Genomic DNA, 25,420 nt, shown 5'->3' with positions numbered 1-25,420 from the left:
CCCCGACCCCGACCCCGACGACCGTTCCCGGCAAGCCGTCGCAGCCCGAGTCGCTTGCGACCACGGGTGCTGAGCAGGCCGCCATCGGTGGCGGCATCCTCCTCGGCATCGCGGCCCTCGTGGGCGGCGCTGTGCTGGTGACGAAGCGTCGCAAGAACGCTGAGGGCGAGGCAACGAACGAGAGCTAATCCCTACTAACCCCTGAACTGACGGCCCACACCCAACCCCCCGGGTGTGGGCCGTCGCTTTAACCGAAGCGGAGATGCGATGTTCCACCCGACCACTGCGCCAGTTGAGACACTCCTGACGCCCGATGTTCCGATCCGTCGTCGTGACGCGCGCCGATCCCGGGCCCGCACCCGGGCTCGCCGCCGGCTGCGACGCGTCGTCCTCTACACGCTCGGTGCGTGCGCGATGACCCTCGGAGCTGCAACGCTCGGCCTTTCACTTTTCGCCCCGCAACTCGTCGAGCGGGGGTATGGCGAGGCCCGCGCTGCGGCGAACGAAGCTACACTTCTGCTGGCTCCCCCGTCAACATCGAACGGGGAACGAATGCCAAGCGTGCGTCTCGGAGCTTTGGGCCCTGAGGCCCTCATGGATACCTGCGACGGCTCCTTCCCGCAGCTCGAAAGCTACGCGACCCAAGACGGCCTCCAGCCTGTCTACGCAGCCCACAACGGCTGTGGGGGCGACGTGATTCTGCCCTGGTCAATCGGTGATCGCGTCGAGGTCGTAACCCTCGACGGCTCCGCCTCGGTCTATGTCGTTTCTGACCTCCGTGATGTTGCCAAGTTCGGCAGCTCCACACGCGATGTTCTGGGCCTCGACGGGTCGCTGCTCTTGCAGACCTGCCACTGGGGCGAACCGCTCATGCGCTTTGTCGCGCTCGAGGCCGCGTAAACGCGCCTCCCCCACGCGCTGCGCCACCGGCGCGCGCTTTCCCCTCATGCGCCCTGGTAGGCGCGAAACGAAAGACCATGCCATGACCACAGCACCACCGACTCTTCCTGTCCCGATTGAAACTGAGCCCGCCGATCAAGCGCCCGCGCATCGCCGGCGCCTGCTTCCCTTGTCCCCCGCGCATCGCCGGATCTCCGAAGGCGTGCTGGCGGCGCTCGTGTTCCTATGGGGCGCGTACCTGAGCCTCTGGAACTTGGGTGCCGCCAACGAGAACGTCGACGAGCGGGCGTACATCGACGCGGGCTGGGCGTATCTCCACGGTGACATGACGTTGAACTTGGAGCACCCGCCGACCGCCAAGTATCTCTATGGCATCGCGCAGCTGATCGGCGGCCAAGGCCTCCTCTCGGGGCGTGTGCTCGCGGGGCTGTGCGTGCTCGGTACGGGCATCATCCTGTGGGCGTGGTTGAGGCGGGAGCTCGGCGGAACACTCGCACTGATTCCAACTCTGCTGTGGTTCGGCCTGCCTCGCGGGAACGACGACACGATTGTCAGGCTTGATCGCTTCGCCTTGCTCGAGCCCGTCATGGTGCTCTTCCTCGTCGCTGCTGCTGCGGCAGCGTGGCAGTGGTACCGGCACGACCGGTGGTGGTGGATCGCGTTGTCGGGCGTACTGATGGGTGCGGCCGTCACGTCGAAGGTATCGGCCGCAATCTTCCTCGTGGCGTTCCTCGTGCTGGCCTTCGTGCGACGCCCCGTGTGGCGCATCCTGCGCGACGTGGCGATCTTCGTTGCGGCGCTCGGTGGCACGTTTGTAGCGCTGTACTCCCCCGTCGATATGGTCGCCGCGATCACCTACATGCTGGAAATGCAGTCGGAACACAACACGGTCGGTCACATGGTCGCGGTGGCCGGCGAAGTCACGGCCTCGCCGCCATGGTGGTCGAACCTCTGGTACATGCTCGTCGGCATGGGCGCTCCAGCGCTGGTGCTCGTCGGCGTCGGTAGCGTGGCAGCGCTCGTGGTGGGTCGGCCATCTCGCTTGGTGCTCTTCCTTGGGACGGGCCTCGCGGGACTGCTGGCGTTCCATCTGGTCGGCTCCAACGTGGCGTTGTCGCACTACTACACGGCTTGGTTCTGGCTGATGTGCGCGCTTGCCGGTATCGGTGTCGCGGCGCTGCTTGCCCCCGGAAACCGGGATCGCGTGACGGGGGTTGGTCGAGGCGTGGGCGTCGTTGCGCTCGTTCTCGCTCTTGGCGTGAGCGCTGGCATGACGGCCTACGTCGCGAACGACCGCCCGCGTGGTGCGGCGCTCGTGCAGGAAGCGTTGGCGCTGGACCCGGCTATCGATGGGTCCATCCTCGTTGCGGCGATGCCGGGGCACCAGTACGGGCCGTACTGGGCCGACCTGGCCGTGACCAGTCTCGACGAGCTGGCCGTGAGAGATGTGCGCGCGATCGTCATTGGTGACGATGCCAGATTCCAGCCCGACGAGCGGATTACCGAGTTCGTCGACGCGCACCGCGCGGAGATTCGGATTGTGCAGCTCGACGATGCGGAGCTGATCATTCTTGACGCTCCCCTGCGTCTCACGGACGGAGGGGAGACCCTTGCGTACTGAGACGCTCCAGGGCCATTGCGAGCCGTCCGGTCCAGTGGCGCACGTTTGGGCGTCTGGGCGTGCGGGAAGCCCTGTCTATGGCATCCTTGCCTCTCTCGCAGTGGTGATGCCGTTCTGGTGCGGACTCGGGGCCGTAGCACTCGGCTTGGTGCTGCATGGGTCCACTCCCTCGTAGGGCGCCGCGTACCGCCCTCCTGGGCCAGCCCCAACGCACGATGCCCCTTGGTCCAAGACCAAGGGGCATCGTGCGTTGGGGCTTACATCGTCACGGGAGTTGTCAAGCAAACGTCGCTCAGTAGCGGTGGAAGAATCCCCGCAAGGGTGAATGCCACACGCGTTGGCTGACCCGTGAGGTGTCCGCGCCCTCGGCGTGGGCGTGGCTTCACTCGATAGGGCGTCCTACAGGTCCGGTGCCGGGAGGTAGACCCTCGAAAGGCTCCCCGCCGTTGTGGCGCGCTTCCAGGTCCTCAACGATAGCCATCACCCCTTGCCGCTGCATGTCGGTCATGTTCCGCCATCCGAACTCGTCGCGGCCGACGAAGAAGGCCGCGCGGATGCGCCCGCCCTCGTCACCGTAGGTGTAGTAGTTCTGCTGCTGGCGGTCCTTGGCTGCTGGCTTAGCGCGTGGAGTGGCCCGCGCCTGTGTGGGCTGCGGAGCGGCCGGTGTAGGCGCTGGTGCTGGTGCGGCCTGCTCCTGCTGCGGCATGGCCGCCGTGGTGCCACTGAGGCTCGATTTGCGGGGTGCTGGGCGGGTCATGCCAGTGCTCCTTCGATGCTGGCGAGGTGAGCGGCGTAGACGGCTCCCAGGGCGACGCCCTCAGCGCTACCGAACTCGTCGACGCCTCGTGATGCCTCGGTGGCGTCCGCGATGACAACCCGCTTCGGAATGGGGGGCGTCAGCACAGTGAGCTCGCGGAGATCCGCGGCGGCGTGGAGCGCTTCGAGCCATTCCTTGCCACCAACGGTGCGGTCTTCGTGGTGGTTGACGATGATGCCTGCAACGCGCAGCTGGCGGTTGTAGTAGCGCTTTACGGTGTCGATTGTGTCCAGGAGCTGTGAGAGGCCGTCCAGGCTCCACTTCTTCGTGTGCGTGACGATCACAACCCCATCGGCGGCAGTGAGGCCGTTGACGGTGAGTTGGTCCAGCGACGGGGCACAGTCGATGAGCACCAGGTCGTAGTCCTCGAGCACGAGTTCCAGTGCTTCACGCAGTCGCACTTCGCGGCCTGCCCCGGCAATGGTGAGCTCGTCTCGGACGAAGCCGAGCGAACCGCCTGCTGTTGGCACCAGGTCGAGTCCGGGCCAGACTCCGGGGACTATGACGTCGCGCAGCGTGTCTGTCGTCCGGGTACTGAGGACGTCAGCCAATCCGGGCTGATCGCTGGGCACGTCGTCTTGCGCGGCGTTGCTCGTGATGTTGCCTTGGGGGTCGTTGTCCACGATGAGCACGCGTCGGCCTGCAAGGACCGCAGCACGAGCGAGTTGGAACGTCGTCGTGCTTTTGCCGACGCCGCCCTTCTGGTTGCAGAAGGCGAGAATCTGAGCGGTCATGGGTGTCCTCCGGTCGGGGCTGGATCAAGAATACCGGTTATGCCGGGATTACGGGCATTGCTGGGGTTATGGGTTATACCTGGATTTGGTGCGCCAGGTGGGGAGGAGGCACCTCCTCCCCCAGAGAGGCCTACTTCGGGACAACGACGACGTGCTGGTTGCGAAGACTGATGCTGACTTCCGTGGCCTTCACTTCGTGCTGTAGGCGCACGGGACCACCCTCGGGCGCATACTCTGTGACTCGGTACTGGCCTTCGAAGTGGATGCGCACGTTGCCCGACTCCTCGGCGGTCGCCACGAGCTGCCGCGCGAGGTCGCCACTGACCTGCACGTCGTAGCCAACGCTAGGGCCGTCACCGTACGAGCCATCGTCGGCACGCAGCCGATCGGACACGATGACCCGTGCGTAGCAGTAGAAGCCCTTGTCCCCCTCCCTGAGGACCGGGGTGCTGGCGAGGTTTCCTACGCGGCTGATGTAGCTCATGACTGTTCTCCTTGGGTTCAATCTGCGGGTGCACATTGCCGGTAATCCCGTGATTACCGGTAATGCCGGGATTAGGTGGACTGGATGGCGGGTGCTGTTCCCCCGGAGAACACCCGCCAGTTAGATTATATGTCAGGACTTACATGGAATGCAAGTCCAGGGGTGAATGAATGCCGGTTATGCCGGGATTTGGGCGAGCGTGCCGTTCCCACACGAGGCCCACGCTCGGGCATAGGCCACGAGCCGCGCCATGTGAGCACGGTCGCACTCTCCTCCCCCACAGACCTGCCAGCTCCCGTCGTGGCGAACTTCGGCTTGGTAGGTCCACCCGGTGATTTCGCGCTGTGGGTCGTCATCGGGGCGATCCGTGAGCTCAGTGATGGCGAGGCGTTCTTCGTCACCGCGATCCAGAACCAGGTGTCCGGCCCCGAACGCGTCTGGGTCGCCGTGCTCGAACGTGACCGACGCCCATTGGGCCTCGATGTTCTCGAGCGCTCGGATGAGGTCGTCGGGCGCGGTTATGTAGTGCTCGTCACCGGGCTCGTCGTGGGCGCGGTGCGCGTTCACCCAATGCTCGGCTGCTTCGCTATGGCCGACTGCGCGCATGAGGTCCGCGAGGGCGTCGGCCTCGGAGCACTGGAGCGCTCCCCCGACGTCGTGCGCGGTATCGCTCGCGCTCCAAACGTCGACGAACGCAGTGAGGGCTTCGGATACTTGCTTGCGATCGGTGGTGCTCATGTCCATCTCTTCCCCTCGTTTTTTGCCTGGAAGGCACGTAGTGCCGCGCAGGGAGCGGAAGTGGAGCAGCAACCCGGAGGGCGGCGAGGGAGAGAGTTTTGGCGCGAAATCAGCGAGCTTGCGAGCGCGTGCCAAAAGTCTCGGGAGAGCCGGCCCGCGCAGCGGGCTTGTGCGGAACGCAGCGACCGTAGGATGCCGAAGGCTTCCAGGCCAAAAAACGCGCCGCAGGCGCAGCACAGCCGGCCGCTCGCGGCCGTCCGAATGTTCGACGGCGCAGCCGGCGAACCACGCGCAGCGCCGGCCTCCGTCGCCGGCGGTGCGCCCCGGCCAGCAGGCCGGGGCCACCCAGGCAATACCGGTAATACCGGCATTAGGGGCAATGCCGGTATTACTGATCTAGTGTGCGCCTACTGCCGCGGCGTCGCGCTGAGCGAGTGCTTCCGCGTACGCCTCGGCAGTGACGTGGCGTTGCACCTCGTGCCATGGGCTCTTGCCTGTCCAGGTGTATTGCGTCTCGACGGCCACGGTCTTGGCGTTGGCGCGCGCGACCGTGTACCAGGTGCCCCGGATCTTCACTCGATCGCCTTTCTTCACGTTGGCCTGGCTGTAGTTCGTGGCGGTGCCGTCTGCGATCTGCTGGGCGCGGACACCTTCCCAGAATGCGAGCTGGTCGGCGCATTCCTCGATGTAGGGGTTGAGGCGTCGCGCTCGGGCTTCGCTCTCGGTCTCGTTCGGTGCTCGGTAGACGCTCGGTGTGGACTTGTCCCAGAACTTCTCTGTCAGCTGGCGTTCGTAGCGGCGCTTGTCTGCGGTGAGTTTCTTGATTCGGTTTGCGACGGTGATCGGGCTGTAGCGCGCTCCTGTGGTGTGCGAGGCCGTTACGGCCTTGCGTGCGGCCTCGTCTGCTTCCCGGTCGGCTTCGACGCTCTTTCCGAGACTGGACCAGGCCTTGTCGATGGCGCGGCGGTGGCCGCGCTCGGAGTGATGACCGACCAGGATTGGCTGGCCGTTGTCCGGGAGGCGCGCGAGGTCGGCCTGTCGGCGCGCTTCGGCCACCTCCGCGGCTGCGGACTTGCGTTCGGCCTTCGCTTCGAGGGCGTCGACGCGGTTGGCTTGGCGTTCGATCTTGCCCGCTTCTACCTCGGCGGTGGTGCGGGTGGTCTCGTCGAGCTCGGCGGTGACCGTGAATCCTGCTGCGGTTAGGGCTTCGATAGTGCGATTGATTACGTGGAGCTTCGGTCGGCGGTCACGGCTGAACGGTACGTACCAGGCGGAGATGCTGGAACCCCAGCGCCAACCGGATCGCTTGAGAATGTCGCTGGTGCCGTCTCCTTTGCTGGTGCCCTCGATGAGAGTTCCCTCTTCGTGGTTGTGGGTGATGGTGAGCATGTCTGACTTCCTTTCGAGATTGCAGGGAATACCGGTAATACCGGCATTAGGTGAGGTTTAGGCGAAGCTGTCCTGGTAGCGGGTTGCGGTGCACGTCTCGCCCTCGACGTAGGCGTATCCCTCGGTGCGGCATTCGGTGCACGCGCAGCCCCAGGCGTAGCGCTCGGCGGGCATCGTGTTCTCGTAGCCGATTTCGTCGTCGTTCCCGTACATGCGTCTCTCTCTTCCCCTCGTTTTTTGCCTGGAAGGCACGTAGTGCCGCGCAGGGAGCGGAAGTGGAGCAGCAACCCGGAGGGCGGCGAGGGAGAGAGTTTTGGCGCGAAATCAGCGAGCTTGCGAGCGCGTGCCAAAAGTCTCGGGAGAGCCGGCCCGCGCAGCGGGCTTGTGCGGAACGCAGCGACCGTAGGATGCCGAAGGCTTCCAGGCCAAAAAACGCGCCGCAGGCGCAGCACAGCCGGCCGCTCGCGGCCGTCCGAATGTTCGACGGCGCAGCCGGCGAACCACGCGCAGCGCCGGCCTCCGTCGCCGGCGGTGCGCCCCGGCCAGCAGGCCGGGACCACCCAGGCAATACCGGTAATACCGGCATTAGGGGCAATGCCGGTATTTAGGATTACAGGAGTCCGTGGCGGCGCATGTTTGCCTGGCGTTGCTTGACGATGGCGGGCAACGTGTCGGGGCCGATAGCGCCCGGGCCTGCTGAGGTGTCCAGGATGCGGGACTCGATGCGGCGGCGGAGGGTGTCGCAGAACTGCTTGGCCTCGGTGGCGGGCCAGTCGCTGACCTCGCACGCCTGGTACTCGTAGCAGTTCAGCGCGGAGAGGAGCTCAAGCGGCGACCACTCAGTGTGCTGGGGGCGGGTGTACGTGTAGGCGTATCCCTGATCGTCGTCGTAGCGGGCGGCGCAGCTGGCGGCGTTCGCGTCGACGAGCATCTGTCCGTATGGGGTTTCGGTTCCCGCCGAGAGGTAGCGGTGGTTACCGCGCGTTCCCCAGCTGTGGATGCCGACGGCGGGGGTGCCGCCCACTTCGGTTGAGGTGTAGAGATCGCCCTGTGTTCGGTCTGCGTGGATGGCCGCCCAGATGAGAACGTTGATGTGTTCGGGTGCGAGCATGATGGCGCTCATGGTGTCTCCTCAGTTGTGGTTTCGGATGTAATGCCGGTATTAGGCTTGGGTGACTTCTTGCCAGACCATCGAGGCGTAGCCGATGGTTGCTCGGTCGTCGTCCAGGCGTTCCACCTGGTCGCCGTCCTCGGGTGCATCGTCGAGGATGATGCACGGGTGGCCGTGTTCGTTGAAGGTGAGCGTCGCGCCGTCTGCGGGGAAGAGCCGACGAAGCGCGTCCTGGTGGGTTGCGAGCACGTCGAGATCGAACACGGGGAGCGCCCAGCCGTTCCAGTGCCGCCATGGCTCGGGGAGCCAGGCGGGGATGATCGACTCTGGCGAGTAGTCGTCGACGTACATCGTCACGCGCGCTGGGCGGTAGCCAGCGGGTGCGGTGCTCACGGTGTCCTCCTGAGTGTTGGTGTGCATGTCCATCTCTCCCCTCGTTTTTTTGCCTGGAAGGCACGTAGTGCCGCGCAGGGAGCGGAAGTGGAGCAGCAACCCGGAGGGCGGCGAGGGAGAGAGTTTTGGCGCGAAATCAGCGAGCTTGCGAGCGCGTGCCAAAAGTCTCGGGAGAGCCGGCCCGCGCAGCGGGCTTGTGCGGAACGCAGCGACCGTAGGATGCCGAAGGCTTCCAGGCCAAAAAACGCGCCGCAGGCGCAGCACAGCCGGCCGCTCGCGGCCGTCCGAATGTTCGACGGCGCAGCCGGCGAACCACGCGCAGCGCCGGCCTCCGTCGCCGGCGGTGCGCCCCGGCCAGCAGGCCGGGACCACGCGCCCGTTATGCCGGTTATACCGGCATAACGGGGATAGCGGGTGCTCACGTCGTGGTTTCTGCGTCCAGCTGGGCGGCGATGCGCTCGACGGGGGAGAGGGTGTATCCCCAGCCTGCGAGGGTGTTGAGGTACGCGGCGGTTCGCGCATCTGGGGCGCGCCAGCTGTTGGTGCTGGTGCTGTCCTCGATGCCGCCGAGGACGACGGCGAGTGAGACGAATGCGGCTCGGGCCGGGTGCTTGTCGAGGTAGGTGGCGATTGCACTCGACTCGTAGTCGCTTTTCAATCCCAGCAGGGTAGTTGCGAGGCTGTTGCCTCGGCTCATGGCCTGGGAGACGCTGTAGCGCTGGCTGGTGAGGCCCGTGGCGATCACCCTGGCGGCGTCCTTGGGGAGCGCCTTTCGGGCGATCAGGCTTGCGAGCCACTCGCGGCGTACTGACTCGGCGGCGTTCCATTCCTTGTTGTTAGCGATCAGGACCTTACGTGCGGCTTTCTGTTCGTCGGTCATGGGGCCCGTGTTCGCCGTGCCGGTGTTCTCGTACCCGGCGCGGATTGTGAGGCCGATATCGGCGGGGTTCGCGACGTAGTAGGTGAGGCGAACGCTGGCCGTGTCCTCGTTGTATCCCCGGTACGCCTGGACGCGGACGGCGATGCCTTCCTTGCCCTGGATGGATTCGGGGTCGACTGGCTCGCCTTCTGCCGTGCGCAGGTAGTCGAGTCGGTGGCCGGGGCCGTCGTACCCGTTCGGGTCAAGGATTGTGTGTCCCTTGGCTTCCTCGACTTCGGTTGCGGCGGTGCGGAGGGCGGTGGCTTCGCGCTCGTCGCGGGCTCGCTGGACGGCGACGGGGAAGTATCCGGGATCTTCGGCGGCGGTTTTGCTGAGTTCGTCTACGAGGTCGGTGTCGTCCGCGAATTCGAGGAGGGCAGCTGCCTGGTCCAGCGTGAGTGCAACTTCCTGCACGAGGCGCGTTCCGGTGTCGCTGTTGGCGACGGCCAGGCCGCTCGCGATGCGCTTCTTGTCGGTGCCGAGGCGCTTAGCGATGTTGGCGACGCTCAGGCCTTCCATTTCCAGCTGATGCCACGCGCCGATCCGGTCGGAGTCGGTGAGTTCCGCGCGGTGCTCGTTCTCGATCAGCTGGTCGACGATGCGAGCGGCGGTGCTGTCGTCGTCTGCGGTGACGATGAGCACCGGAATGCTGGTCAGGCCGACTTCACGGGCGGCGGTGGTGCGACGCTGACCGGCGCGGACGGTCACCGTTCCGGTGCTGTCGCGGTGGGCGATCACGGGTTGTTGCACGCCGTGCAGGCGGATGCTCGCGATGAAGTCGGGGGTGAGCGCGGCGCTGGTGCGCACGTTCGTCTCAATGACGAGCGTGGTGGGGTCGATGTACTCAAGCGTGCCCTGGGTGGTGGTCATGGTGTTCCCTATCTCTCTCAGCGTTTCTTTGCCGGAAGGCACGTAGTGCCTGTCAGGGAGCGGCAGTGGAGCAGCAACCCGGAGGGCGGCGGGGGAGAGAGTTTCGGCGCGAAATCAGCGAGCTTGCGAGCGCGTGCCGAAAGTCTCGGCGGAGACGGCCCGCGCAGCGGGCTTGTGCGGAACAGAGCGACCGTAGACTGCCGCAGGCTTCCGGCAAAGAAACGCCGCCCCGCAGGGGTGGCGGGGCAGAGTCGGCCGTTTGCGGCCGTCAAATCAGTTTCGTTGGTCGCGACGAGCTCGCACGAGCTGCGGCATTGGGCGTGTACTCCGCTTGGTATCCCTCGCAGAGAGAGTGTTAGAGCTGAGAATGTCTGGTCAGGGGCACCGTACTTTGGTGACGCGGGCGCCGGTGGCGCTCTCGCTGGGGTCGCGTTGCTCGTGGTGCGGTCGCGTTGGTCTTGGGGTGCGTGGGCGATTGGGCTGCCGCACCCGCTTCGCGGTCTTGCCCTCGAGGGGATCGGGTTGGGTTGTGCTGTCCATGGCCGTTGCGCAGTCATCACCGATCGAGGCGGGGATGACGAAGTGGCGGCGGTGGTCAGGACGATGCCGTATTGGCGGGTGGGTCCCGCTGTCCATCCTGTGGGCGAGTGAGCCCGGGCGAAGCTCGGTCGTCCACAGGTGGTCAGGGGGTGCCCGTCTTTGGTGTCGGACGCTCGATGCGTGCGACACCAAAATTGGGCCGGACTACGGGGTGGGGGAGGTCTGGAAGATCACGCGCGCGCGTTTCTCAGCGCGCTCGAATGCCTTGCGCAGCGGGCCGGTGGCAACCGTGTCAACGGGGGCGGTCGAGGGCGGTTGGATCTCGCCGTTTGCGACCCGCACGTAGGTTCGTGCGACTCGATAGTCAGCGCGGCCGTCGGGTCGGCGTGGGTGGCCTCCGTGGCGGTTCAGCTGTGCGTCGGGAATGAGGGCGAACTGGGTGGGGTGGTGGCGCCGGCGCTTCTGCGTGCGTCGGCTCGTCATCCAGGTTTGCTCTGCTTGCCACCAAGCCCAGAGCTCGCGCTCGAGGTGGTATCGGGCTCTGCGGGCGTCGAGTCGTCCGGTGACGCCGAGGGAGGCAGCGGCGGCGTCTCGTCGTTCGGGTTCCGTGGCGATCCAACCCCTCGCAGTGTCTCGCACCAGGCCGTACCGGGTGAGGGAATGCAGGGGCAGTGAGAGGGAGTCTGCGTTGTCAGTGGTGAGGGCGGCGAGCGCAGCGATAGGGGTAGGAGTGGAGGTCAGGCGCGCGTAGATGTTGCCGGCGGAGATCCCGAGGCTGCGGCCGTAGGTAAAGACGTCGTGGCGGGCCGCGGTGGCGCGAGTTGTGAGCTCGTCGAGCAGCAGTCGGCGGAGAGCAGCTCCGGCGGTGGTGAGGGCGCCGGGGCGCGGGTCCGCTTGTGACCGGGCTAGCCCCGGGTCCCTGTGGAGAACGCGCTGAGGGTCGATGGTCCAGCGAGCTCCGTGAGGTCCGTCAGCCAGGCTTTCGCGGGCGATCCACCCATCCGCAGCGAGACGGTGCAGGCTTGTGCGGGCCGTCTCGCGGCCGATGCCGGCGAGCAGTGCGAGGCGGCGTATATCGGCCTCGAGGACCGTGTTGACGGCTTGGAGAGCGAGGATGCTGAGGGCGTCGAGGACGCGTCGGTCTGCCGGGCCACCGCCGCGGCTCCACCGGCCTGCGGCAGCGTCAGCACGTTCTTGGACGGCTCTGACGTGCGCGGCGACGTCGGCGGCGCGCGCGTCGAAGGTTGGGTCGCTGCCGCGTCGGCGGTCGCTGTTGGCGACGTAGCGCACCGCTTTGTCCCATTGCCGGCGGAGGATCGCGGCGGCAGCTGCGGAGCTGCGTGGGGCGCGGGTAGTGCCGTCGCGGCGGCTGCGTAGGTGCTCGAGGCCGGCGTGCCGGTCGACGAGGGCTGCGACGTCGGCATGGCGCCAGCGCGCACCGGCAGCGCCTATGAGCACGCGCCAGAGAGTCGACGACGCGTCGCCGTGGGCGGCATCCTCGTTGAGTGCGGCTGCACTGGCGGGTGGGAGCGGTCGTCGCGGGCCGGGGAGGTACAGGCGTTGGTGAGCGTCCACGGGGATTTCGTGGGGGGCGTTCGGGCGCGCGTCGGATTCCGGGGTGATGTGCGCGGCCAGGCGGTCGATGACGGCGCGGATCTGCTGCGCGGTGCCGCGTGGTGAGGACAGCGCTGAGGTGTTGCCGCTGAGTATGCGGGAGGTGCCGCCGGCGCGGTGTGGGGCACCGGGTGGGCGCACACATCCTGTGACGGGATTGGTGAGGGGTGCGAGGTCGAGGGTTGGACACAGGTGTCGGAGAAGGCGTGCCAGCGTCGCGATCGTGTCTGCGTCGACACTCTCGCGCAGTGCGGTCCAGACGTGCCGGCCACCGGTGGGGCCGGATGCGCAGATGACGGTTTCGAGGCCTGCGTCAGTGAGGGTGGCGGCGATTGTGAGCGCGTCGCGCTCGGCGTTGGCAGCGGCGTCAGGCGTCTTGGCGTCGAGGTCGAACGCGAGGAGCCGGTAGCGGTGGTCGGCGCCGGCGAGGTAGACGGCCCAGGGACGTTGTGGGGCGTCGTCGTTGACGCGGCGGTCGCCGCCTGGTCGGTACTCGTTGAGTACCGATCCGTAGGCGTCGACCGCGGCCACACGCACGGTGGGCCTCGGGCTGATCGCCTCAGTGAGTTCCCAGAACTCGCTGAGGGTGCCGAGACTTCCGTTATTGGAGTCGGCTGTTATGATCGTCTCGCAATCTGTTACAGGTTCGAAAAAGCGCGGCTCCGGGTGCCAACCCGGTTCCGTTCTCCGCTTGATCTGAGATCGTCGCCAAACTCAGTCAGATCAGGCCTCATCTTCGAAAACCCCCGCCCTGCCAAAGGCGGGGGTTTCGCATTTGTCTATGCTGCGTTCGTGGCTGGCTCCTCGGGGAAGTTGAGCTGCGTGTGGGTGGTTTTTGGGCGCGGGGCGTACTCGGGCATGCCGAGCGCGTCGGCTGCTAATGCCGTCATGTACTCGCCGTAGCTGAGGCCGATCGCGTCGGCCTTCTGCTTGATAACCTCCGCGAGGGGCGCGAGAGGTTTCGCCATGATCGGCACCCGGTGTCCCTTGCTTGGTCGTCCCATGGCAGAAAGCATGGCGGATATCCGTTACGGAAAACGTTTGGACACGCCGTGGTCGTGAACTGCACGCACGCGCGGTCATGCGGCGTCCGCGATTACGAGGAACACGCCCGGCTGGCCGCCGGGCCGGGCGCGGATTGCTTGGCCGATCGCCGTGACGATCTGTCCGCGCTGGCACGCTGCTATGAGCTCGTCATAGGTGACGTCGATGCCAAGTGCTGCACTGGCGTCCGCGGCTGTCTCGTCGATGCGCGGGTTGGCGAGGGCCCAGGCGATGCGGGGGAGACGTGTGGGGCGGAACTGGATCTGCCGAGCGGCTGCAAGGCGCAGCTGTGGCGGCGTCCAGACGCCGGCGGCGACGCGGGGGCGCTCGAGGGTCATGGTCATGCCTGCCCCTCGCGATGTTGCGTGAGCGCGCTGAGCGCGCGGGAGCGGTAGTCGAGGTGCGCGTCAATGAGCCAGGCGGCGATGCACCCAGGGTGGGCGCCTGCGGGTTTGCCGGTCATCGGGAGGGGCGTGTGTGTGCGCGCCAGGCGCGCGAGACGCTCGATGAAGGGGTTGTCGTACTCGAAGAGGCCGCTGGTGTCGCCGCTGCTGTCGATGACATGGACTGGCGCGAGGATGCCGTTCTCTCGGAAGACGGTTCCTGCGGCGCGCTGGAACGCGGCGAGGTAGTCGCGTTGGTCGTCCTGTGCGAGCTGTGCGATGTGAAGGGCGAGCATGGCGAGCTCGTCGACGTCAGCGGCGCGCGCGGTCGCTGCTTGTTCGTGCAGTTGCTCGCGTTGGGTGCGGGCTTGCTCGATGAGTCCGAAGGCGCGGAAAACGGCAGTGACGTCCATGGCGAGCACGATTGGTTCGGTGCGGTGTCGCAGCGCCGTCCAGCTGCTCTCCGTGCGGGAGCGCAGCGCGTTCATGGTCGGGGATCTCCGAGCCCGGTGGCGACTGCGGCAGTTGCTTCGAGCCATGCGGCGCGGGTCGCTGGGCGGAGGTTCTCGACGATGATCTGCCCGTCGACGAGCGCTGGGTCGAAGGGGATCTCGACGACAACGCGAGCGAGATCCTCGTAGCCGTGCACGATTGCTGCAATGTCTTTGGCGGAAGCTCGGGGATCGGACTTGCTGACGATCACGACCGCCTGGCGCGCCAGGTGTTCGGCGCGCCCGCCCTGGCGCGTGAGCTCCTCAAGAAGTAGCGCGCCAGCTTCGGCATGATCGGCGCGCGTCGACGTCGCGACGACGAGCTGGTCAGTGTGGTGAATCATTCGCCGGTACATCGGGTCGGACTCGTCGTTGCCGGAGTCCATGACGATGAGGCGGTAGAACTTGGACGCGACGCGATGAAGCGCGTCCACGTCGTCGGGAGTGATGCGCTGGTCTTGGGCGAGCGCGATCGGCTTGGAGCGCAGCACGTCGAACTTATCTCGCGTCTGATGGTGCACGAACGCGGTGAGGTCCGACGCTTTGGCGTGGGGGCCGAGGAGCCGTTCGACTTCTGGGAGGAGGTCCAGGAGCGTCTTGTCGTGTGGGCCTTGCTCGGTGCGCCAGCCGAGGGTGCCTCTGGTCTGGTTGTTGTCCCAGGCAAGTACGCCGGCGCCGCCGTAGCGCGCGAACGTAGAGCTGAGATTGATGGCTACAGGGGTCTTGCCCGCGCCTCCCTTGCCGTTCACGACGGCAATGGTGCGGGGGTGGCCGGCCCAATGCTGACTGACGATCGTTTCGTAGGTGCGCTCGGTGCGCTCGCGACTGCTGGGCGAGACACGGATACCGCTGCGTGCGAGGAGTCCGCGTATGCCTTGTGTCGCGGCGCGCTCGGCCCGCTCGGCCTGAAGGAACGAGGTACGTGCCTCGCGCCTCGACAGCACCACCTGGGGGGCTCCTGTCGGCGGTGCGGCGGGTGGGGGCGCGCCGTACGTGCGTGGCGTCGGTGCGGTCACGGGTGACGGTGCCGTGCTGGGCGCGAGGTACTGCGGCGCGGTCGACGGCTGAGGTGAGGCCGGCACCGGCGCAGCGGGTGCCGCGGGGGCCGGCTTCTCGCGAAGCACGGGCGAGGGTGTGGCCGGGCCGGTGCTGATCTGTCGCGTCGTCTTATCGGGGTACACGGCGAGTTCGACGGTGGCGCCCCCGTGGGTCGCGTGGACGGTGACCCCGCGGTTGATCTGCGCGGCAGTGTCGGCGGCCATGTCGATGATCTGGCGTGATGCTGCTGCGGCGTCGGCCGCGTGGATGAGGGTTCGTTGGCCCTCCATCACGTAGATGCCGGTGCCATCGTCGCGAGTCTCGGCGTCGATTCGTGGCCAAGCGGTGGGTTCCACCATGAGCGTGCTCCTGTTCTAGTTGAGCGAGATGCCGAACTGCGCCATGAAGGGCGCGGGGTCGATGAGTTCGCCGTTCTGGACGACGGCGAAGTGGAGGTGGCAGCCGGTGGACTGGCCGGTGTTGCCGACGCGGGCGATCTGCTGTCCGGCGTTCACGGTGTCGCCCTCACGGACGAGAATGCCGCTCTCGTACATGTGCAGGTAGTTCGTGCCGATGCCGCCGCCGTGGTCGAGCTTGATGGTGCCGTTTCCGGCGCTGTCGAAGCCAGCGAAGGTGACTACACCCTTCTGGGCGGCCCAGATCGGTGCGTCGCATCCGGGAGCGAGGTCTACGCCGCGATGGAATGAGGAGCACCCCTCGCAGCTGCGAGGGCCGTATCCGTCAGTGTTGGGGCCGTCAGCGGGCTTGGCCCATCCGTCCTTGCTGACCTGGCCGGGAAGGGTGCCTGCGGCGCTGCATGCCTGTCCGCCGGTGCCGGTCGCCAGTCCGGTCTTGACTCCGCTGAGGGTGTCAACGATGCGGACGGCGGTGTCCCAGTACGACTCGTAGTGGTACGGATCTGCGTTGCCTTGGGTGCGGTGCGCGACAAGAGTTGGGGGAGCGGTCTGCCGTTCGACATCAGGGACGGCGACGAGCATGGCCTTAAAGAAGTTGGTCGCACTGATCGTCGGGTTCATGCGGTCTTCGTAGCTGCCCCATGCACCGTTGCCGCGCTGCTGGAAGAGGCCGCGCGAGTCGGGGCCCACGGCGTCGCCGTAGTCCTTGACCTCCAGGGACGACTCACCAATCGCGGTCATGACGCCGATGGTCTGGTCACGTGCCCCGAGGCCCAGTGCCTTGCCAGCCTGCACGATGTACGCGGCATTGATGAGGCGATCGGGGCCGTACTCGTCGATGGTGACGTTGGGGATGCTCGACGGGTCGATGGTGACGCTGGAGGCGCTACCTGCGGTGGGGTTGCAGGTGTCCATCGTGGAAGAGCTCGTGAGCATGAGCGGGAACAGCAGGCCTACGGCGAGCAGCGGGGCCGCCAGGAGCGCGAGTGTTCCGCCGCGCTTGGTGTCTTGCTCGGCCATGGCTACGCCTCCGGCATGGGGGGCGTGATGCGGGCGACGAGCCATGAGCTCGCGCCATCCTGACGAGTGAGGATGACGGTGTAGATGCCGGCGTTGGTCGGCACGTCAACGTGCACGACGTAGGCGCTGGTGTCGTCGGTGAGTGCAGCCGGCCCCGTAATGGCGTTCGCCGGGATCGCGCTGGGCTGGACGTATTGGTAGTCCTGCCGGGCCTGCTGTGTCATGAGGGCGCTGAGCTCAGTCCACCAGGTCTGCGCGTCGAGCGTCGGGCGCGCGTAGGCGCGCATGGCCTGGTCTGCGGTCGCTTCGGCGCTGGTGCGGGCATCGGCGTCAAGGGTCGCGACGGGCTCCGAGGTGATGACCTCGCCCGTGTCGGAGTCGATCTGACCGTGTGCGTGGCCGTGCTCATGCGCGTGCTGCGCCTCGCTGGTCGCGGGTGCAGCGTCTGTCGCTGGGGTGGCGCAGCCGGCGAGGGCGGCAAGCGCGACCGCGCCCACGAGGGCGCTGCGCAGCATTCGTTCCATGAATTCTCCTGACTGACGGGCCAAGTCAGCGGGGGTTATCCCACCCTCCAGCATGACTTACACTAAATCTAAGTCGTGATACTAAACGTAACACTATCGGGGGGATTGAAGTGACCAACCCATGGCTGAATCTCGGGCCGCAGACGGCTCCGGTCGTCGTTAACGCGACTCCGAAGCCACCGACACCGACCGGACCGACTGCACCGCAGGTCGGCGTGCCGGTGCCGGACGCCGATTCATTGCTCCCTGTGCTGCCGTATCCGGGTTGGGCTCCAGTGCATGTGCTGGGCGCGCATGGCGGTGCCGGTGAATCGTCGTTGGCGAGGCTTCTGCCCGGTGCGCACGCGACCGCGCATCGGTGGCCGGCCGGACAGGCCGCGCCGTCACGGGTTCTGGTCGTTGCCCGCTCCAACACGCAAGGCCTGCGTTCGGCGCAGGCTGCGGCGCAGCAGTGGGCGGCTGGCCTGGTCCCGAACGTGGATCTGCTCGGCCTCGTCGTGATGAGCGACGCGCCAGGCAAGTTGCCGCGACCTCTCCGCGATCAGATGCAGCTCGCGAGCGGTGGATTCGCTCGCAGCTGGCATGTGCCGTGGATCGAATCTTGGCGGATTCCGGGTAGCGACCCGTCCGTCATCCCGCGCGAAGCTCGACGCGTCGTCGACGAGCTCAGCGCACTCATCATCACACCCAACTAGGAAAGGACGGGGCACATGCCTCTCTTGGAAACACTCGCGCACTCACTGGAATACTCGGCGGCAGTTGCGCCGATGATCCCGAACCCGGGGCCGATCCGGCCCCCGGGACTCGGCGGCTTCGACACGATCATTTCGTGGGCGAAGTGGATTGGATACGCCCTCGCCGGGGTCGCGCTCATCATCGTTGCCATTCGCATGTTCTTCAACGCACGTCGCGGTGAAGGCGGGGAACACCTCGGGGCACTCGGCTGGATTCTCGGTGGCGTCATCCTGATCGGTGGCGGCGTCGGACTCGTCACGACCCTCATGGGCGGCTGACCGTGGCGCGGGACAGCATGGGGCGGGCGGAGAGCCCGTACCGGAAGCCAGGGTTCATCGCCTCGGCGGCAGTTGTGGGCGTGATTGCTGTGCTTGGTGTCGTCGTCGTGACGGTCGGCCTGTTGCGACCGGACGCCGCGCCGACTGAGACGACGCCGAGCGCCAGCGCCAGCGTGACGGCAACGGTGGAACCGACGCCGGTCGCGGAACCGGTGTCGGATGCGTCGATGTGCGGTCTGCCGCGGGTGGAGATGGAAGGCCGGCTCGATGCTGCTCCCGCGGCTCTCTGGGAGGCGACGGGTTCGTTTACCTACCCGATTTCCACCGAATCCGGGCCAGGCGTGACACTGCCCTCGGGCGTACGAGCGTGCTTCGAGCGCACACCCGCGGGGGCAGTGTTCGCTGCCTCCGCTGGCGTGGCACAGCTGGGCGACCCAGGGAGGCGGCAAGCGTTCGTCGACGCGTCCGTGGTCGGCCCGCTGCGCGCAGAGCTTCAGGAGGCAGCTCTGACGGCAACGCCGGATGACGGGGCGATGCGGATGAGTGTCAGCGGCTACAAACTGCTGTCGTACGACGGCGTGACAGCGCGGGTCGACGTCGGCATGACGGGCGTAGGGATGGGCCAGACGGTCTATCTCTCCAGCATTGTTCCGCTCGAATGGGCGGACGGTGACTGGAAGCTCGCCTACGAGCGACAGGACGCTCAAACGCCAGCCTTGCTGCCCAACCTCGCCGGCTACGTCATGTGGGGGGTGTAGCTCGTGGCGTGCGACTGGTTCGATCCGAAGTGCATCGCGGCCGAAGGCGCGAAGGCCGTCCTCGATGGGGTGATCGAGGACTGGGCGCGAGCGATCGCGGAAGGCGTCGGGAAAGTCGTCGGCTCCGTTGGCACCATGTGGGTGGACATACCGACCCCCGACCTGGCTGGCGGTGACGCGCCGGCCGCGGTCGATGAGTCCGTGGTGGTCGGCTCGTCCGTGCTCACGTTGCTCAGCTACATCACCTGGATCTCGTTCGGCATCGCGGCTCTCGCGCTCATCATCCTCGCGGTCATGATGACCATGCAGATGCGGCGCGGTGATGGTGCGCGATCGGTAGGCCGGCTTGGCGTCGTGCTCGGTGCGGTCATCCTCATCGGCGCTGCCGGGGGGCTCGTGTCCGGCCTCGTCCCCAACAGCCCGGTCGGCGTTGGGGGCGCTGCTGGCTTCCTCCAGGGGCACCTCTGGTGGATCATGCTCGCGGTGGCCGTAGGAGCAACCATCGTGGGTGCGGCACGTATGGCGTGGGAGATGCGCGCGAAACCGGGCCAGGACATCCTCACGGGCATCATCCGGCTCGTCGTCGTTTCCAGCGCCGGCATCGCGTTCGTGTCACTGCTCATCTCGATCGCGGACACGTTCTCCGTGTGGATTCTCGACGCGTCACTGGATTGCTCGATGGACGACGGGGCCTGCTTCGGAACGAACGTGAGCGCCCTGCTCATTCTGACGGGTTCGACCGGCAGCGCTCTCGGGCCGCTGCTGGTCATCGTCATTGGCCTCGTGGCGATGTTCGCTTCCATGACGCAGATCGTGCTCATGCTGGCCCGCTCTGGTGCGCTGGTGATCTTCGCTGGCCTGCTGCCCGTGGCGTCAGCCTCGGCAATGGCTGGCCCGAGTGGGCTGGCGTGGTTCAACAAGATCGTGACGTGGCTGATCGCCTTTGTGCTCTACAAGCCTGCCGCGGCGATCGTGTATGCGGTCGCCTTCCAGCTAGCGGGCGCGGACGTGTTCTCTGGTGAAGGCAAAGAGATCCTGTCCGTGATGACCGGCGTGATGATGCTGGCGCTGGCGATCGTCGCGCTGCCAGCCATGATGCGCCTGGTGACGCCGCTGGTGTCCGCCGCATCGGGTAGCGGTGGTGGCGCCGGCGGTGCCGCCCTGGCCGCGGGCGCAGCCGCAGCCCTCCCCAGCGGTGCGGCGCAGCTCGGCCGCCTGTTCCAAGGCGGTGGTGGAGACAAGGGCTCCACACCCTCGACCCCTCAGGGTTCGAGCTCGTCGCCCGCTTCGTCGCAGACCGGCTCGTCTGGCCTCGATGGCGGGCAGGGAGCCGGCGGAAAGAACGGCTCCACGGGCGGGCCCGGTTCGGGCGCGCCGTCCGGGCAGGCGCAGATGACGCCTCCCGGGCCTGGGGTCGCATCCGGTGCCGCGTCCGGTGGCGCAGCAAGTGGAGGTGCCGGTGCCGCGGCTGGTGGTGCGGGTGCAGCGGCGAGCGGTGCTGGTGCAGGAGCTGCTGCCGGTGGCGGCGTCGCGGCGGGCGCCGCGGCGGGCGCCGCCGGTGGTCCCGTCGGTGCGGCGGCAGGGGCCGCGATCGGCGTCGGCAAGCAAATCGGTGGCGCGGCCGCAGGGGCCGCGAAGAGCGTGGGCGACCACATGACAGGAGAAGGACCCAGTGGCAGCAATTGAGACACCGAACGTCGTTCGGACATATGGCAACTGGAGGCAGCCCGTGTCGGCTGGCCTCCTCGGACTCGGCAAGGTTGGGACAGCAATCCTCCTCGGAGGGTTGCTGTTCGGCACACTGCTGATGATGACCGCCGGCATTCTCGCCGCGTTCATCTTCGCCGTGGTTCTGATCATGTTCCTGGCGTTCCTCCTTGTGAAGGACTCGGACGGGAAGTCGGCGCTGGCGCGCAGCTCCACTCGTATTGGCTGGTGGGCGACACGGGCTCAGGGCGCGAACGTCTACCGGTCTGGCCCGACGGGACAGACCCCGTGGGGCACGAACCAGTTGCCGGGGCTGGCCGCCGGTATGCGCCTGAGCGAGCACGTCGATTCGTACAACCGGCCCTTTGCGCTGCTCTACACGCCGGCCACGGCTACGTTCAGCGTGGTCATCGGCACGGAACCCTCCGGCGCGGTCCTTGTCGATGGCGAGCAGATCGACGTGTGGGTGGCTGATTGGGGCCACTGGCTCGCGCAGCTGGCGGATGAAGCTGGCGTCGAGTCGGCTTCGGTGACCATCGAGACAGCGCCCGACTCTGGCGAGCGTCTGCGCCGCGAGGTGCAAGCGAACATCGACCCCACGGCGCCAGCTTTCGCGCGGGCGACGCTCGCGCAGGCCGTCGAGGGGTATCCAGCCGGCTCGAGCGTGGTTCGCGCGTACGTTGCCATCACGTTCCGGGCGGCAGCTCGCCCGGGTGGTCGGCGGCGCAAGCCGGACGAGATGGCGCGCGAGCTCGCCTCGCGCCTGCCGGGCCTGACGCAGACATTGCAAGCGACGGGTGCTGGGGCTGCGCACCCGGTGACCGCACAGCAGTTGTGTGAGCTCGTGCGGGTCGCGTATGACCCGATTGTTGCACCGCTCATCGACAACGCGCGTCTCTCGGGCGATTCGCTCGTTAGCAGCTGGGCGGACGCCGGCCCCTCGGCCGCGCAGGCGTCGTGGTCGAGCTATCGGCATGATTCGGGGCACTCCGTCACCTGGTCGATGACTCGCGCTCCGCACGGGCATGTGCAGTCGGGGGTGCTCGCGCGCTTGCTCGCACCGCGGGCGGATATTGCCCGCAAGCGCGTCACGCTGCTCTACCGTCCGATTCCTGCGGGCCGTGCGGCCGGGATGGTCGAGGCGGATCTCTCAGCGGCACAGTTCCGGTCGTCGGCGTCGGCCAAGCCCTCGGCGAGGGACACCCTTGCCGTCTCGTCGGCGGCGCAAACCGCGCGGGAAGAGGCGAGTGGGGCCGGCCTTGTGAACTTCGGGATGCTCGTGACAGCCACCATGTTCGATCCGGCGGAGGAAGCCGACGTCTCGGCCGCGATCGACAATCTGAGCGCGGGCGCTCGCCTGCGCCTGCGCCGCGTGTATGGCTCACAGGATTCGGCGTTCGCGGCCGCTCTGCCGCTCGGCTTGGTCCTTCCGAAACACATCAAGATTCCGTCCGAACTGAGGAGCAACCTATGACTCGGGAGACTCGCGCGCAGGAGCGGCATGTGCGCCGTCGTGTGGAGAAGGAAGCAGCGCTGGCGAAGCGGCGGCAACGCCAGCTGGAGCGCGTCATTGCGAGGGAGGCACGGGTGGAGCGCCCCGGTCCTCGTGGGTGGATGGGGCGTGCTCGGGGTCAAGCCGTGTACGTGCAGGAAGCTGCCGAGTGGCGTGCCACGACGGTCCAGGTGTGCGGTCTGTGGCCGTTTGCGGTCGGGGCGGGCACGCCCATGATCGGCGTGCCCCTCGGGCGGCATCTCATGAATGGTTCGACGGTCTGCTGTGATCCCATCTCGTGGTTCCAGCGGGCGAAGCTCATCAGCAACCCGTCGATGTTCGTGCTCGGGAAGCCGGGCCTCGGCAAGTCGACGGTCGTTCGGCGCATGGCAACGGGTCTTGCCGGTTACGGCGTCATTCCCGTGGTTCTGGGTGACCTCAAGCCCGACTACGTGGACTTGATTCGGGCCCTCGGCGGGCAGGTCATCACCCTCGGCCGTGGCCGGGGGTACTTGAACGTGCTCGACCCAGGCGAAGCGACAGAGGCGGCGATGCGCCTGCGCGAGGCCGGGTTCGAGAAGGAAGCCGGACAAGTCATCGCGGACGCGCACAGCCGGCGGCACACGATGGTGTCGGCACTGCTGACGATCAGCCGATCGGCTCCGCCCACGGACCGTGAAGAAACGATCCTGGATCGGGCGTTGAAGTACCTCGACGCGCACCACGTCGGAGTTCCGGTGCTCGCGGATCTCCTCGAGGTTATCCAGCAAGGCCCCGCCGAGCTGCGTGAGGTTGCGCTGGATCGTGGCGACGAGACGCGGTACAAGGCCATCACGGAGGATCTGGAAGCCTCCCTCATCGGCCTCGTGGGTGGTGGCCGTCTCGGGGAGATGTTCTCGAAGCAGACCACGAATCCAATGGTGCGCGACCGGGCCGTGGTCTACGACGTGTCCTCCCTCGATGACTCTGACACCGACTTGCAGGCGGCCGCGCTGCTCGCTTGCTGGTCGGCGGGGTTTGGGACCGTCAACGTCGCGACGGCGCTGGCGGATGCGGGATTGGAGCCACGCCGGCACTACTTCGTGGTGCTCGACGAGCTGTGGCGGGCGCTGCGCGCGGGCCGCGGCATGGTCGATCGCGTCGACGCACTGACGCGCCTGAACCGGCAGCGCGGCGTCGGCATGGCGATGGTGTCGCACACGATGAGCGACCTCGAAGCGCTCGCCAGCGAAGAGGACCGCATGAAGGCCAAGGGCTTCGTGGAGCGCTCCGGCATGGTCGTGTGTGGAGGTCTGCCCTCGGCCGAGATGCCGTTGCTCACGAGTGCGGTGCCGTTCTCGAGCGCAGAACAACAGCTCATGGTGGGGTGGCAGGACCCGCCCGAGTGGGACCCGGCATCGGGTCGCGAAATCGCGCCTCCCGGCCGAGGAAAGTTCCTCATCAAGGTTGGAGGCCGGCCAGGCATTCCAGTGAATGTGGAGCTGACGGCGGTGGAGCGCGAGTGGGTCACCGAAGGCACGACCCTGCGCGTCAACAACACGAACACGCTGTGGGAGGAACAGTCCCGCGTGGGGCTGCTTGACCGGGCAGAGGGGGCAGCAGTATGAGCGTCAACAACCGCCGCAAAGACCAGCCAGGACAGTCGCTCGGCGTCCTGTGGGTGGCGCTGTCAGCTGGCGCCCTGATCGCGCTGCTCTGGGGCTCCGTGTCCCTGGGGCATCGCATCGAGGGCACCTCGGCGGGGGTGCCCTCCGACCCGTTCGAACTCATCATCGGGCTCTTCACTGGGCGGGTTGAGTGGCCGTCGACGGCGACGTGGCTCGTGGTGCTGTTCGTGGTGGCCCTCGGGCTCCTGGTGGGCGCATATGCGCTCACAGCGCGCTCGGGGCGTAAGCACCGAACACGGGTCGACGGCGCCGCGCGCTACCTGGGGACGGGCCGCGACATCGAGGCACTGGGAGAGAAGGCCGCGAAGGCCACCGCCCAGCGCCTCGGCGTGGTCGACGCAACAGGCGTGCCGATCGGCAACCACCTGTTGACGGCCAAGCCGCTGTTCGGTTCGTGGGAGGACATGCACATCGACATTTGGGGGCCACGAACGGGCAAGACCACCTCTCGGGCCGTACCTGCGATTCTGGCGGCCCCAGGGGCGTGCCTGGTGACCTCGAACAAGCGCGACATTGTGGATGCCACCCGCGGCGTTCGAGCGCCGCTGGGGCCGGTGTGGGTGTTCGATCCCCAGGGCATCGCGAATGAGCCGACAAACTGGTACTGGGACCCGCTCAGCTACGTCACGGATGAAGTGCGAGCGGCGAAGCTCGCAGAGCATTTCGCCTCCGGGAGTCGCGAGCCCGGCGCGAAGGGTGACGCATACTTCGACCCGGCGGGCCAAGACTTGCTTGCCGGTCTGCTCCTCGCGGCCGCGCTCGACGGACGCCCGATCACCGACGTCTACGCGTGGCTGACCCGGCCCACGGAAGCCGCACCAGTCGGCATCCTCGAGGACCACGGGTTCACGCTGATGGCCGACCAAGTTGCCGGCGTCGTGAACGCGCCCGACAAACAGCGTGGGGGCATCTACGGCACCGCGCAGCAGATGGCGAACTGCCTCACAAACCGGACGATCGTGAAGTGGATCACGCGGGAGCCGAACGAGACGCGCGCGGCGTTCGACCCTCAGGTGTTCGTGCGCGGCATGGGGACGCTCTACAGCCTCTCGAAAGAGGGCAAGGGCACCGCCGGTCCGCTCGTGACTGCACTGACGGTGGCCGTGGTCGAGGCTGCCGAAGAGCTCGCCACACGGTCTGCGGGCGGTCGCCTCGCGCGGCCATTGCTTGGCGTGCTGGACGAAGCCGCGAACGTGTGCCGCTGGCGAACACTTCCAGATCTCTACAGCCACTACGGAAGCCGCGGGATCATCCTCATGACGATTCTGCAGTCCTGGTCGCAGGGCGTCGACGTGTGGGGTGAGTCGGGGATGACCAAGCTCTGGTCGGCTGCGAATGTCGCGGTGTATGGGGGCGGCGTGAAGGAGGACAAGTTCTTGGAGACGCTCTCGCGCCTGGTGGGCGATCATGACCGGGTGCGTACGACCGTCTCGACGAGCGCCGGCACCCGGTCGGTGTCACAGAGCGTGCAGCGCGAACGGACGCTCGACATTGAGCAGCTCTCGGCCATGCCGAAGGGGCGGGCGATCGTTCTTTCGTCAGGATCTCGGGCCACGTTGATTCGCACCATGCCGTGGATGCGCGGCAGCCAGGCGGAGGCGGTGCGGGAATCGATCATGACCTACGACCCCCAGGGCAGTCGCACCATCGAGGACGGAGCCAGGGAGCTCACGGAGAACGAAGAAGCGCTGTCGTCGGCTGCGGCTTGGGAGCGTCAGCGCGGGCCGGGTGAGTGAC

26 protein-coding genes are annotated in these 25,420 nt (G+C 67.1%); 10 read left to right on the top strand and 16 right to left on the bottom strand.

All coding sequences use genetic code 11. The features are described from left to right. The 3 genes from C5C17_RS18425 to C5C17_RS00530 all read left to right on the top strand — a co-directional run. A partial coding sequence (locus C5C17_RS18425) for a respiratory nitrate reductase subunit gamma (protein ID WP_219820442.1) occupies positions 1–188 on the top strand: 188 nt, incomplete at its 5' end. A 79-nt stretch (positions 189–267) separates the two neighbouring features. Continuing rightward, positions 268–900, top strand: a complete 633-nt coding sequence (locus C5C17_RS18420) for a hypothetical protein (protein WP_181028415.1) — start codon at positions 268–270, stop codon at positions 898–900. Positions 901–982: 82 nt separating this feature from the next. Further along, positions 983–2,521 (top strand): glycosyltransferase family 39 protein, encoded by a 1,539-nt coding sequence (locus tag C5C17_RS00530; RefSeq protein ID WP_181028414.1) that lies wholly within the window; start codon positions 983–985, stop codon positions 2,519–2,521. A 382-nt stretch (positions 2,522–2,903) separates the two neighbouring features. Here the strand turns inward: C5C17_RS00530 and C5C17_RS00525 are convergent, their stop codons facing one another. The 16 genes from C5C17_RS00525 to C5C17_RS00455 all read right to left on the bottom strand — a co-directional run bounded on the left by C5C17_RS00525 (position 2,904) and on the right by C5C17_RS00455 (position 17,046). Continuing rightward, positions 2,904–3,278: a hypothetical protein gene (locus tag C5C17_RS00525; RefSeq protein ID WP_146079035.1), complete on the bottom strand. Its 375-nt coding sequence runs from the start codon at positions 3,276–3,278 to the stop codon at positions 2,904–2,906. Beyond that, entirely contained in the window at positions 3,275–4,072 is a 798-nt protein-coding gene (locus C5C17_RS00520) for a ParA family protein (protein WP_104251432.1), read from the bottom strand. The genes C5C17_RS00525 and C5C17_RS00520 overlap by 4 nt, the downstream gene beginning before the upstream one ends. A 130-nt stretch (positions 4,073–4,202) precedes the next feature. Further along, on the bottom strand, positions 4,203–4,556 hold the full coding sequence (locus C5C17_RS00515) for a single-stranded DNA-binding protein (RefSeq protein ID WP_104251431.1): 354 nt from the start codon (positions 4,554–4,556) through the stop codon (positions 4,203–4,205). Positions 4,557–4,733: 177 nt separating this feature from the next. After that, entirely contained in the window at positions 4,734–5,294 is a 561-nt protein-coding gene (locus tag C5C17_RS00510) for a hypothetical protein (RefSeq protein ID WP_146079034.1), read from the bottom strand. A gap of 396 nt (positions 5,295–5,690) precedes the next feature. Then, a complete protein-coding gene (locus C5C17_RS00505; protein WP_104251429.1) occupies positions 5,691–6,683 on the bottom strand; it encodes a DUF3560 domain-containing protein in 993 nt (330 codons plus the stop codon). Positions 6,684–6,740: 57 nt separating this feature from the next. Then, on the bottom strand, positions 6,741–6,896 hold the full coding sequence (locus C5C17_RS18415) for a hypothetical protein (RefSeq protein WP_181028413.1): 156 nt from the start codon (positions 6,894–6,896) through the stop codon (positions 6,741–6,743). A gap of 397 nt (positions 6,897–7,293) precedes the next feature. Then, a complete protein-coding gene (locus tag C5C17_RS00500; RefSeq protein WP_104251428.1) occupies positions 7,294–7,806 on the bottom strand; it encodes a hypothetical protein in 513 nt (170 codons plus the stop codon). Positions 7,807–7,845: 39 nt separating this feature from the next. Then, positions 7,846–8,187, bottom strand: coding sequence for a hypothetical protein (locus C5C17_RS00495; RefSeq protein WP_146079033.1), 342 nt, complete (start codon positions 8,185–8,187; stop codon positions 7,846–7,848). 418 nt (positions 8,188–8,605) lie between these two features. Further along, positions 8,606–9,976, bottom strand: coding sequence for a ParB/RepB/Spo0J family partition protein (locus C5C17_RS00490; protein ID WP_104251426.1), 1,371 nt, complete (start codon positions 9,974–9,976; stop codon positions 8,606–8,608). Positions 9,977–10,720: 744 nt separating this feature from the next. Further along, positions 10,721–12,667: a hypothetical protein gene (locus tag C5C17_RS00485; RefSeq protein ID WP_146079032.1), complete on the bottom strand. Its 1,947-nt coding sequence runs from the start codon at positions 12,665–12,667 to the stop codon at positions 10,721–10,723. 242 nt (positions 12,668–12,909) lie between these two features. Next, positions 12,910–13,134: a hypothetical protein gene (locus C5C17_RS00480; RefSeq protein ID WP_146079031.1), complete on the bottom strand. Its 225-nt coding sequence runs from the start codon at positions 13,132–13,134 to the stop codon at positions 12,910–12,912. A gap of 75 nt (positions 13,135–13,209) precedes the next feature. Continuing rightward, positions 13,210–13,518 carry a hypothetical protein gene (locus C5C17_RS00475; RefSeq protein ID WP_146079030.1) on the bottom strand — a complete coding sequence of 103 codons (309 nt, stop codon included), beginning with the start codon at positions 13,516–13,518 and terminating at the stop codon, positions 13,210–13,212. Next, the gene (locus C5C17_RS00470) at positions 13,515–14,045 is read right to left on the bottom strand and encodes a hypothetical protein (protein ID WP_104251422.1); all 531 of its coding nucleotides are present in this window, start codon (positions 14,043–14,045) and stop codon (positions 13,515–13,517) included. The genes C5C17_RS00475 and C5C17_RS00470 overlap by 4 nt, the downstream gene beginning before the upstream one ends. Next, complete coding sequence (locus C5C17_RS00465; protein ID WP_104251421.1) at positions 14,042–15,445, bottom strand: AAA family ATPase; 1,404 nt, start codon at positions 15,443–15,445, stop codon at positions 14,042–14,044. The genes C5C17_RS00470 and C5C17_RS00465 overlap by 4 nt, the downstream gene beginning before the upstream one ends. Before the next feature lie 15 nt (positions 15,446–15,460). Then, positions 15,461–16,522: a M23 family metallopeptidase gene (locus tag C5C17_RS00460; RefSeq protein ID WP_104251420.1), complete on the bottom strand. Its 1,062-nt coding sequence runs from the start codon at positions 16,520–16,522 to the stop codon at positions 15,461–15,463. A gap of 2 nt (positions 16,523–16,524) precedes the next feature. Further along, the gene (locus tag C5C17_RS00455; RefSeq protein ID WP_104251419.1) at positions 16,525–17,046 is read right to left on the bottom strand and encodes a hypothetical protein; all 522 of its coding nucleotides are present in this window, start codon (positions 17,044–17,046) and stop codon (positions 16,525–16,527) included. A 110-nt stretch (positions 17,047–17,156) separates the two neighbouring features. Between C5C17_RS00455 and C5C17_RS19055 the strand changes: the two genes are divergently transcribed. The 7 genes from C5C17_RS19055 to C5C17_RS00420 are packed head-to-tail and all read left to right on the top strand — an operon-like array spanning position 17,157 to position 25,419. Further along, positions 17,157–17,741 carry a DUF6668 family protein gene (locus tag C5C17_RS19055; RefSeq protein WP_308471298.1) on the top strand — a complete coding sequence of 195 codons (585 nt, stop codon included), beginning with the start codon at positions 17,157–17,159 and terminating at the stop codon, positions 17,739–17,741. A gap of 15 nt (positions 17,742–17,756) precedes the next feature. Beyond that, positions 17,757–18,059, top strand: coding sequence for a hypothetical protein (locus tag C5C17_RS00445; RefSeq protein WP_104251417.1), 303 nt, complete (start codon positions 17,757–17,759; stop codon positions 18,057–18,059). 2 nt (positions 18,060–18,061) lie between these two features. After that, positions 18,062–18,817 carry a hypothetical protein gene (locus tag C5C17_RS00440; RefSeq protein ID WP_104251416.1) on the top strand — a complete coding sequence of 252 codons (756 nt, stop codon included), beginning with the start codon at positions 18,062–18,064 and terminating at the stop codon, positions 18,815–18,817. 3 nt (positions 18,818–18,820) lie between these two features. Next, positions 18,821–20,503: a hypothetical protein gene (locus tag C5C17_RS00435; protein ID WP_104251415.1), complete on the top strand. Its 1,683-nt coding sequence runs from the start codon at positions 18,821–18,823 to the stop codon at positions 20,501–20,503. Further along, positions 20,490–21,998, top strand: coding sequence for an SCO6880 family protein (locus C5C17_RS00430; RefSeq protein WP_181028412.1), 1,509 nt, complete (start codon positions 20,490–20,492; stop codon positions 21,996–21,998). The genes C5C17_RS00435 and C5C17_RS00430 overlap by 14 nt, the downstream gene beginning before the upstream one ends. Next, on the top strand, positions 21,995–23,623 hold the full coding sequence (locus tag C5C17_RS00425; RefSeq protein ID WP_374953876.1) for an ATP/GTP-binding protein: 1,629 nt from the start codon (positions 21,995–21,997) through the stop codon (positions 23,621–23,623). Before C5C17_RS00430 ends, C5C17_RS00425 begins: the two co-directional genes overlap by 4 nt. Continuing rightward, a complete protein-coding gene (locus tag C5C17_RS00420) occupies positions 23,620–25,419 on the top strand; it encodes a type IV secretory system conjugative DNA transfer family protein (RefSeq protein ID WP_104251413.1) in 1,800 nt (599 codons plus the stop codon). The genes C5C17_RS00425 and C5C17_RS00420 overlap by 4 nt, the downstream gene beginning before the upstream one ends. The last annotated feature ends 1 nt before the right edge of the window (position 25,420 follow it).

Origin of the sequence: Pseudoclavibacter sp. RFBA6, from assembly GCF_002931575.1 — a bacterium.
Classification (GTDB): Bacteria; Actinomycetota; Actinomycetes; order Actinomycetales; family Microbacteriaceae; genus Pseudoclavibacter; species Pseudoclavibacter terrae.
The sequence above is the reverse complement of the archived record's forward strand: the minus strand, read 5'-3'. Positions and strand labels throughout refer to the sequence as shown.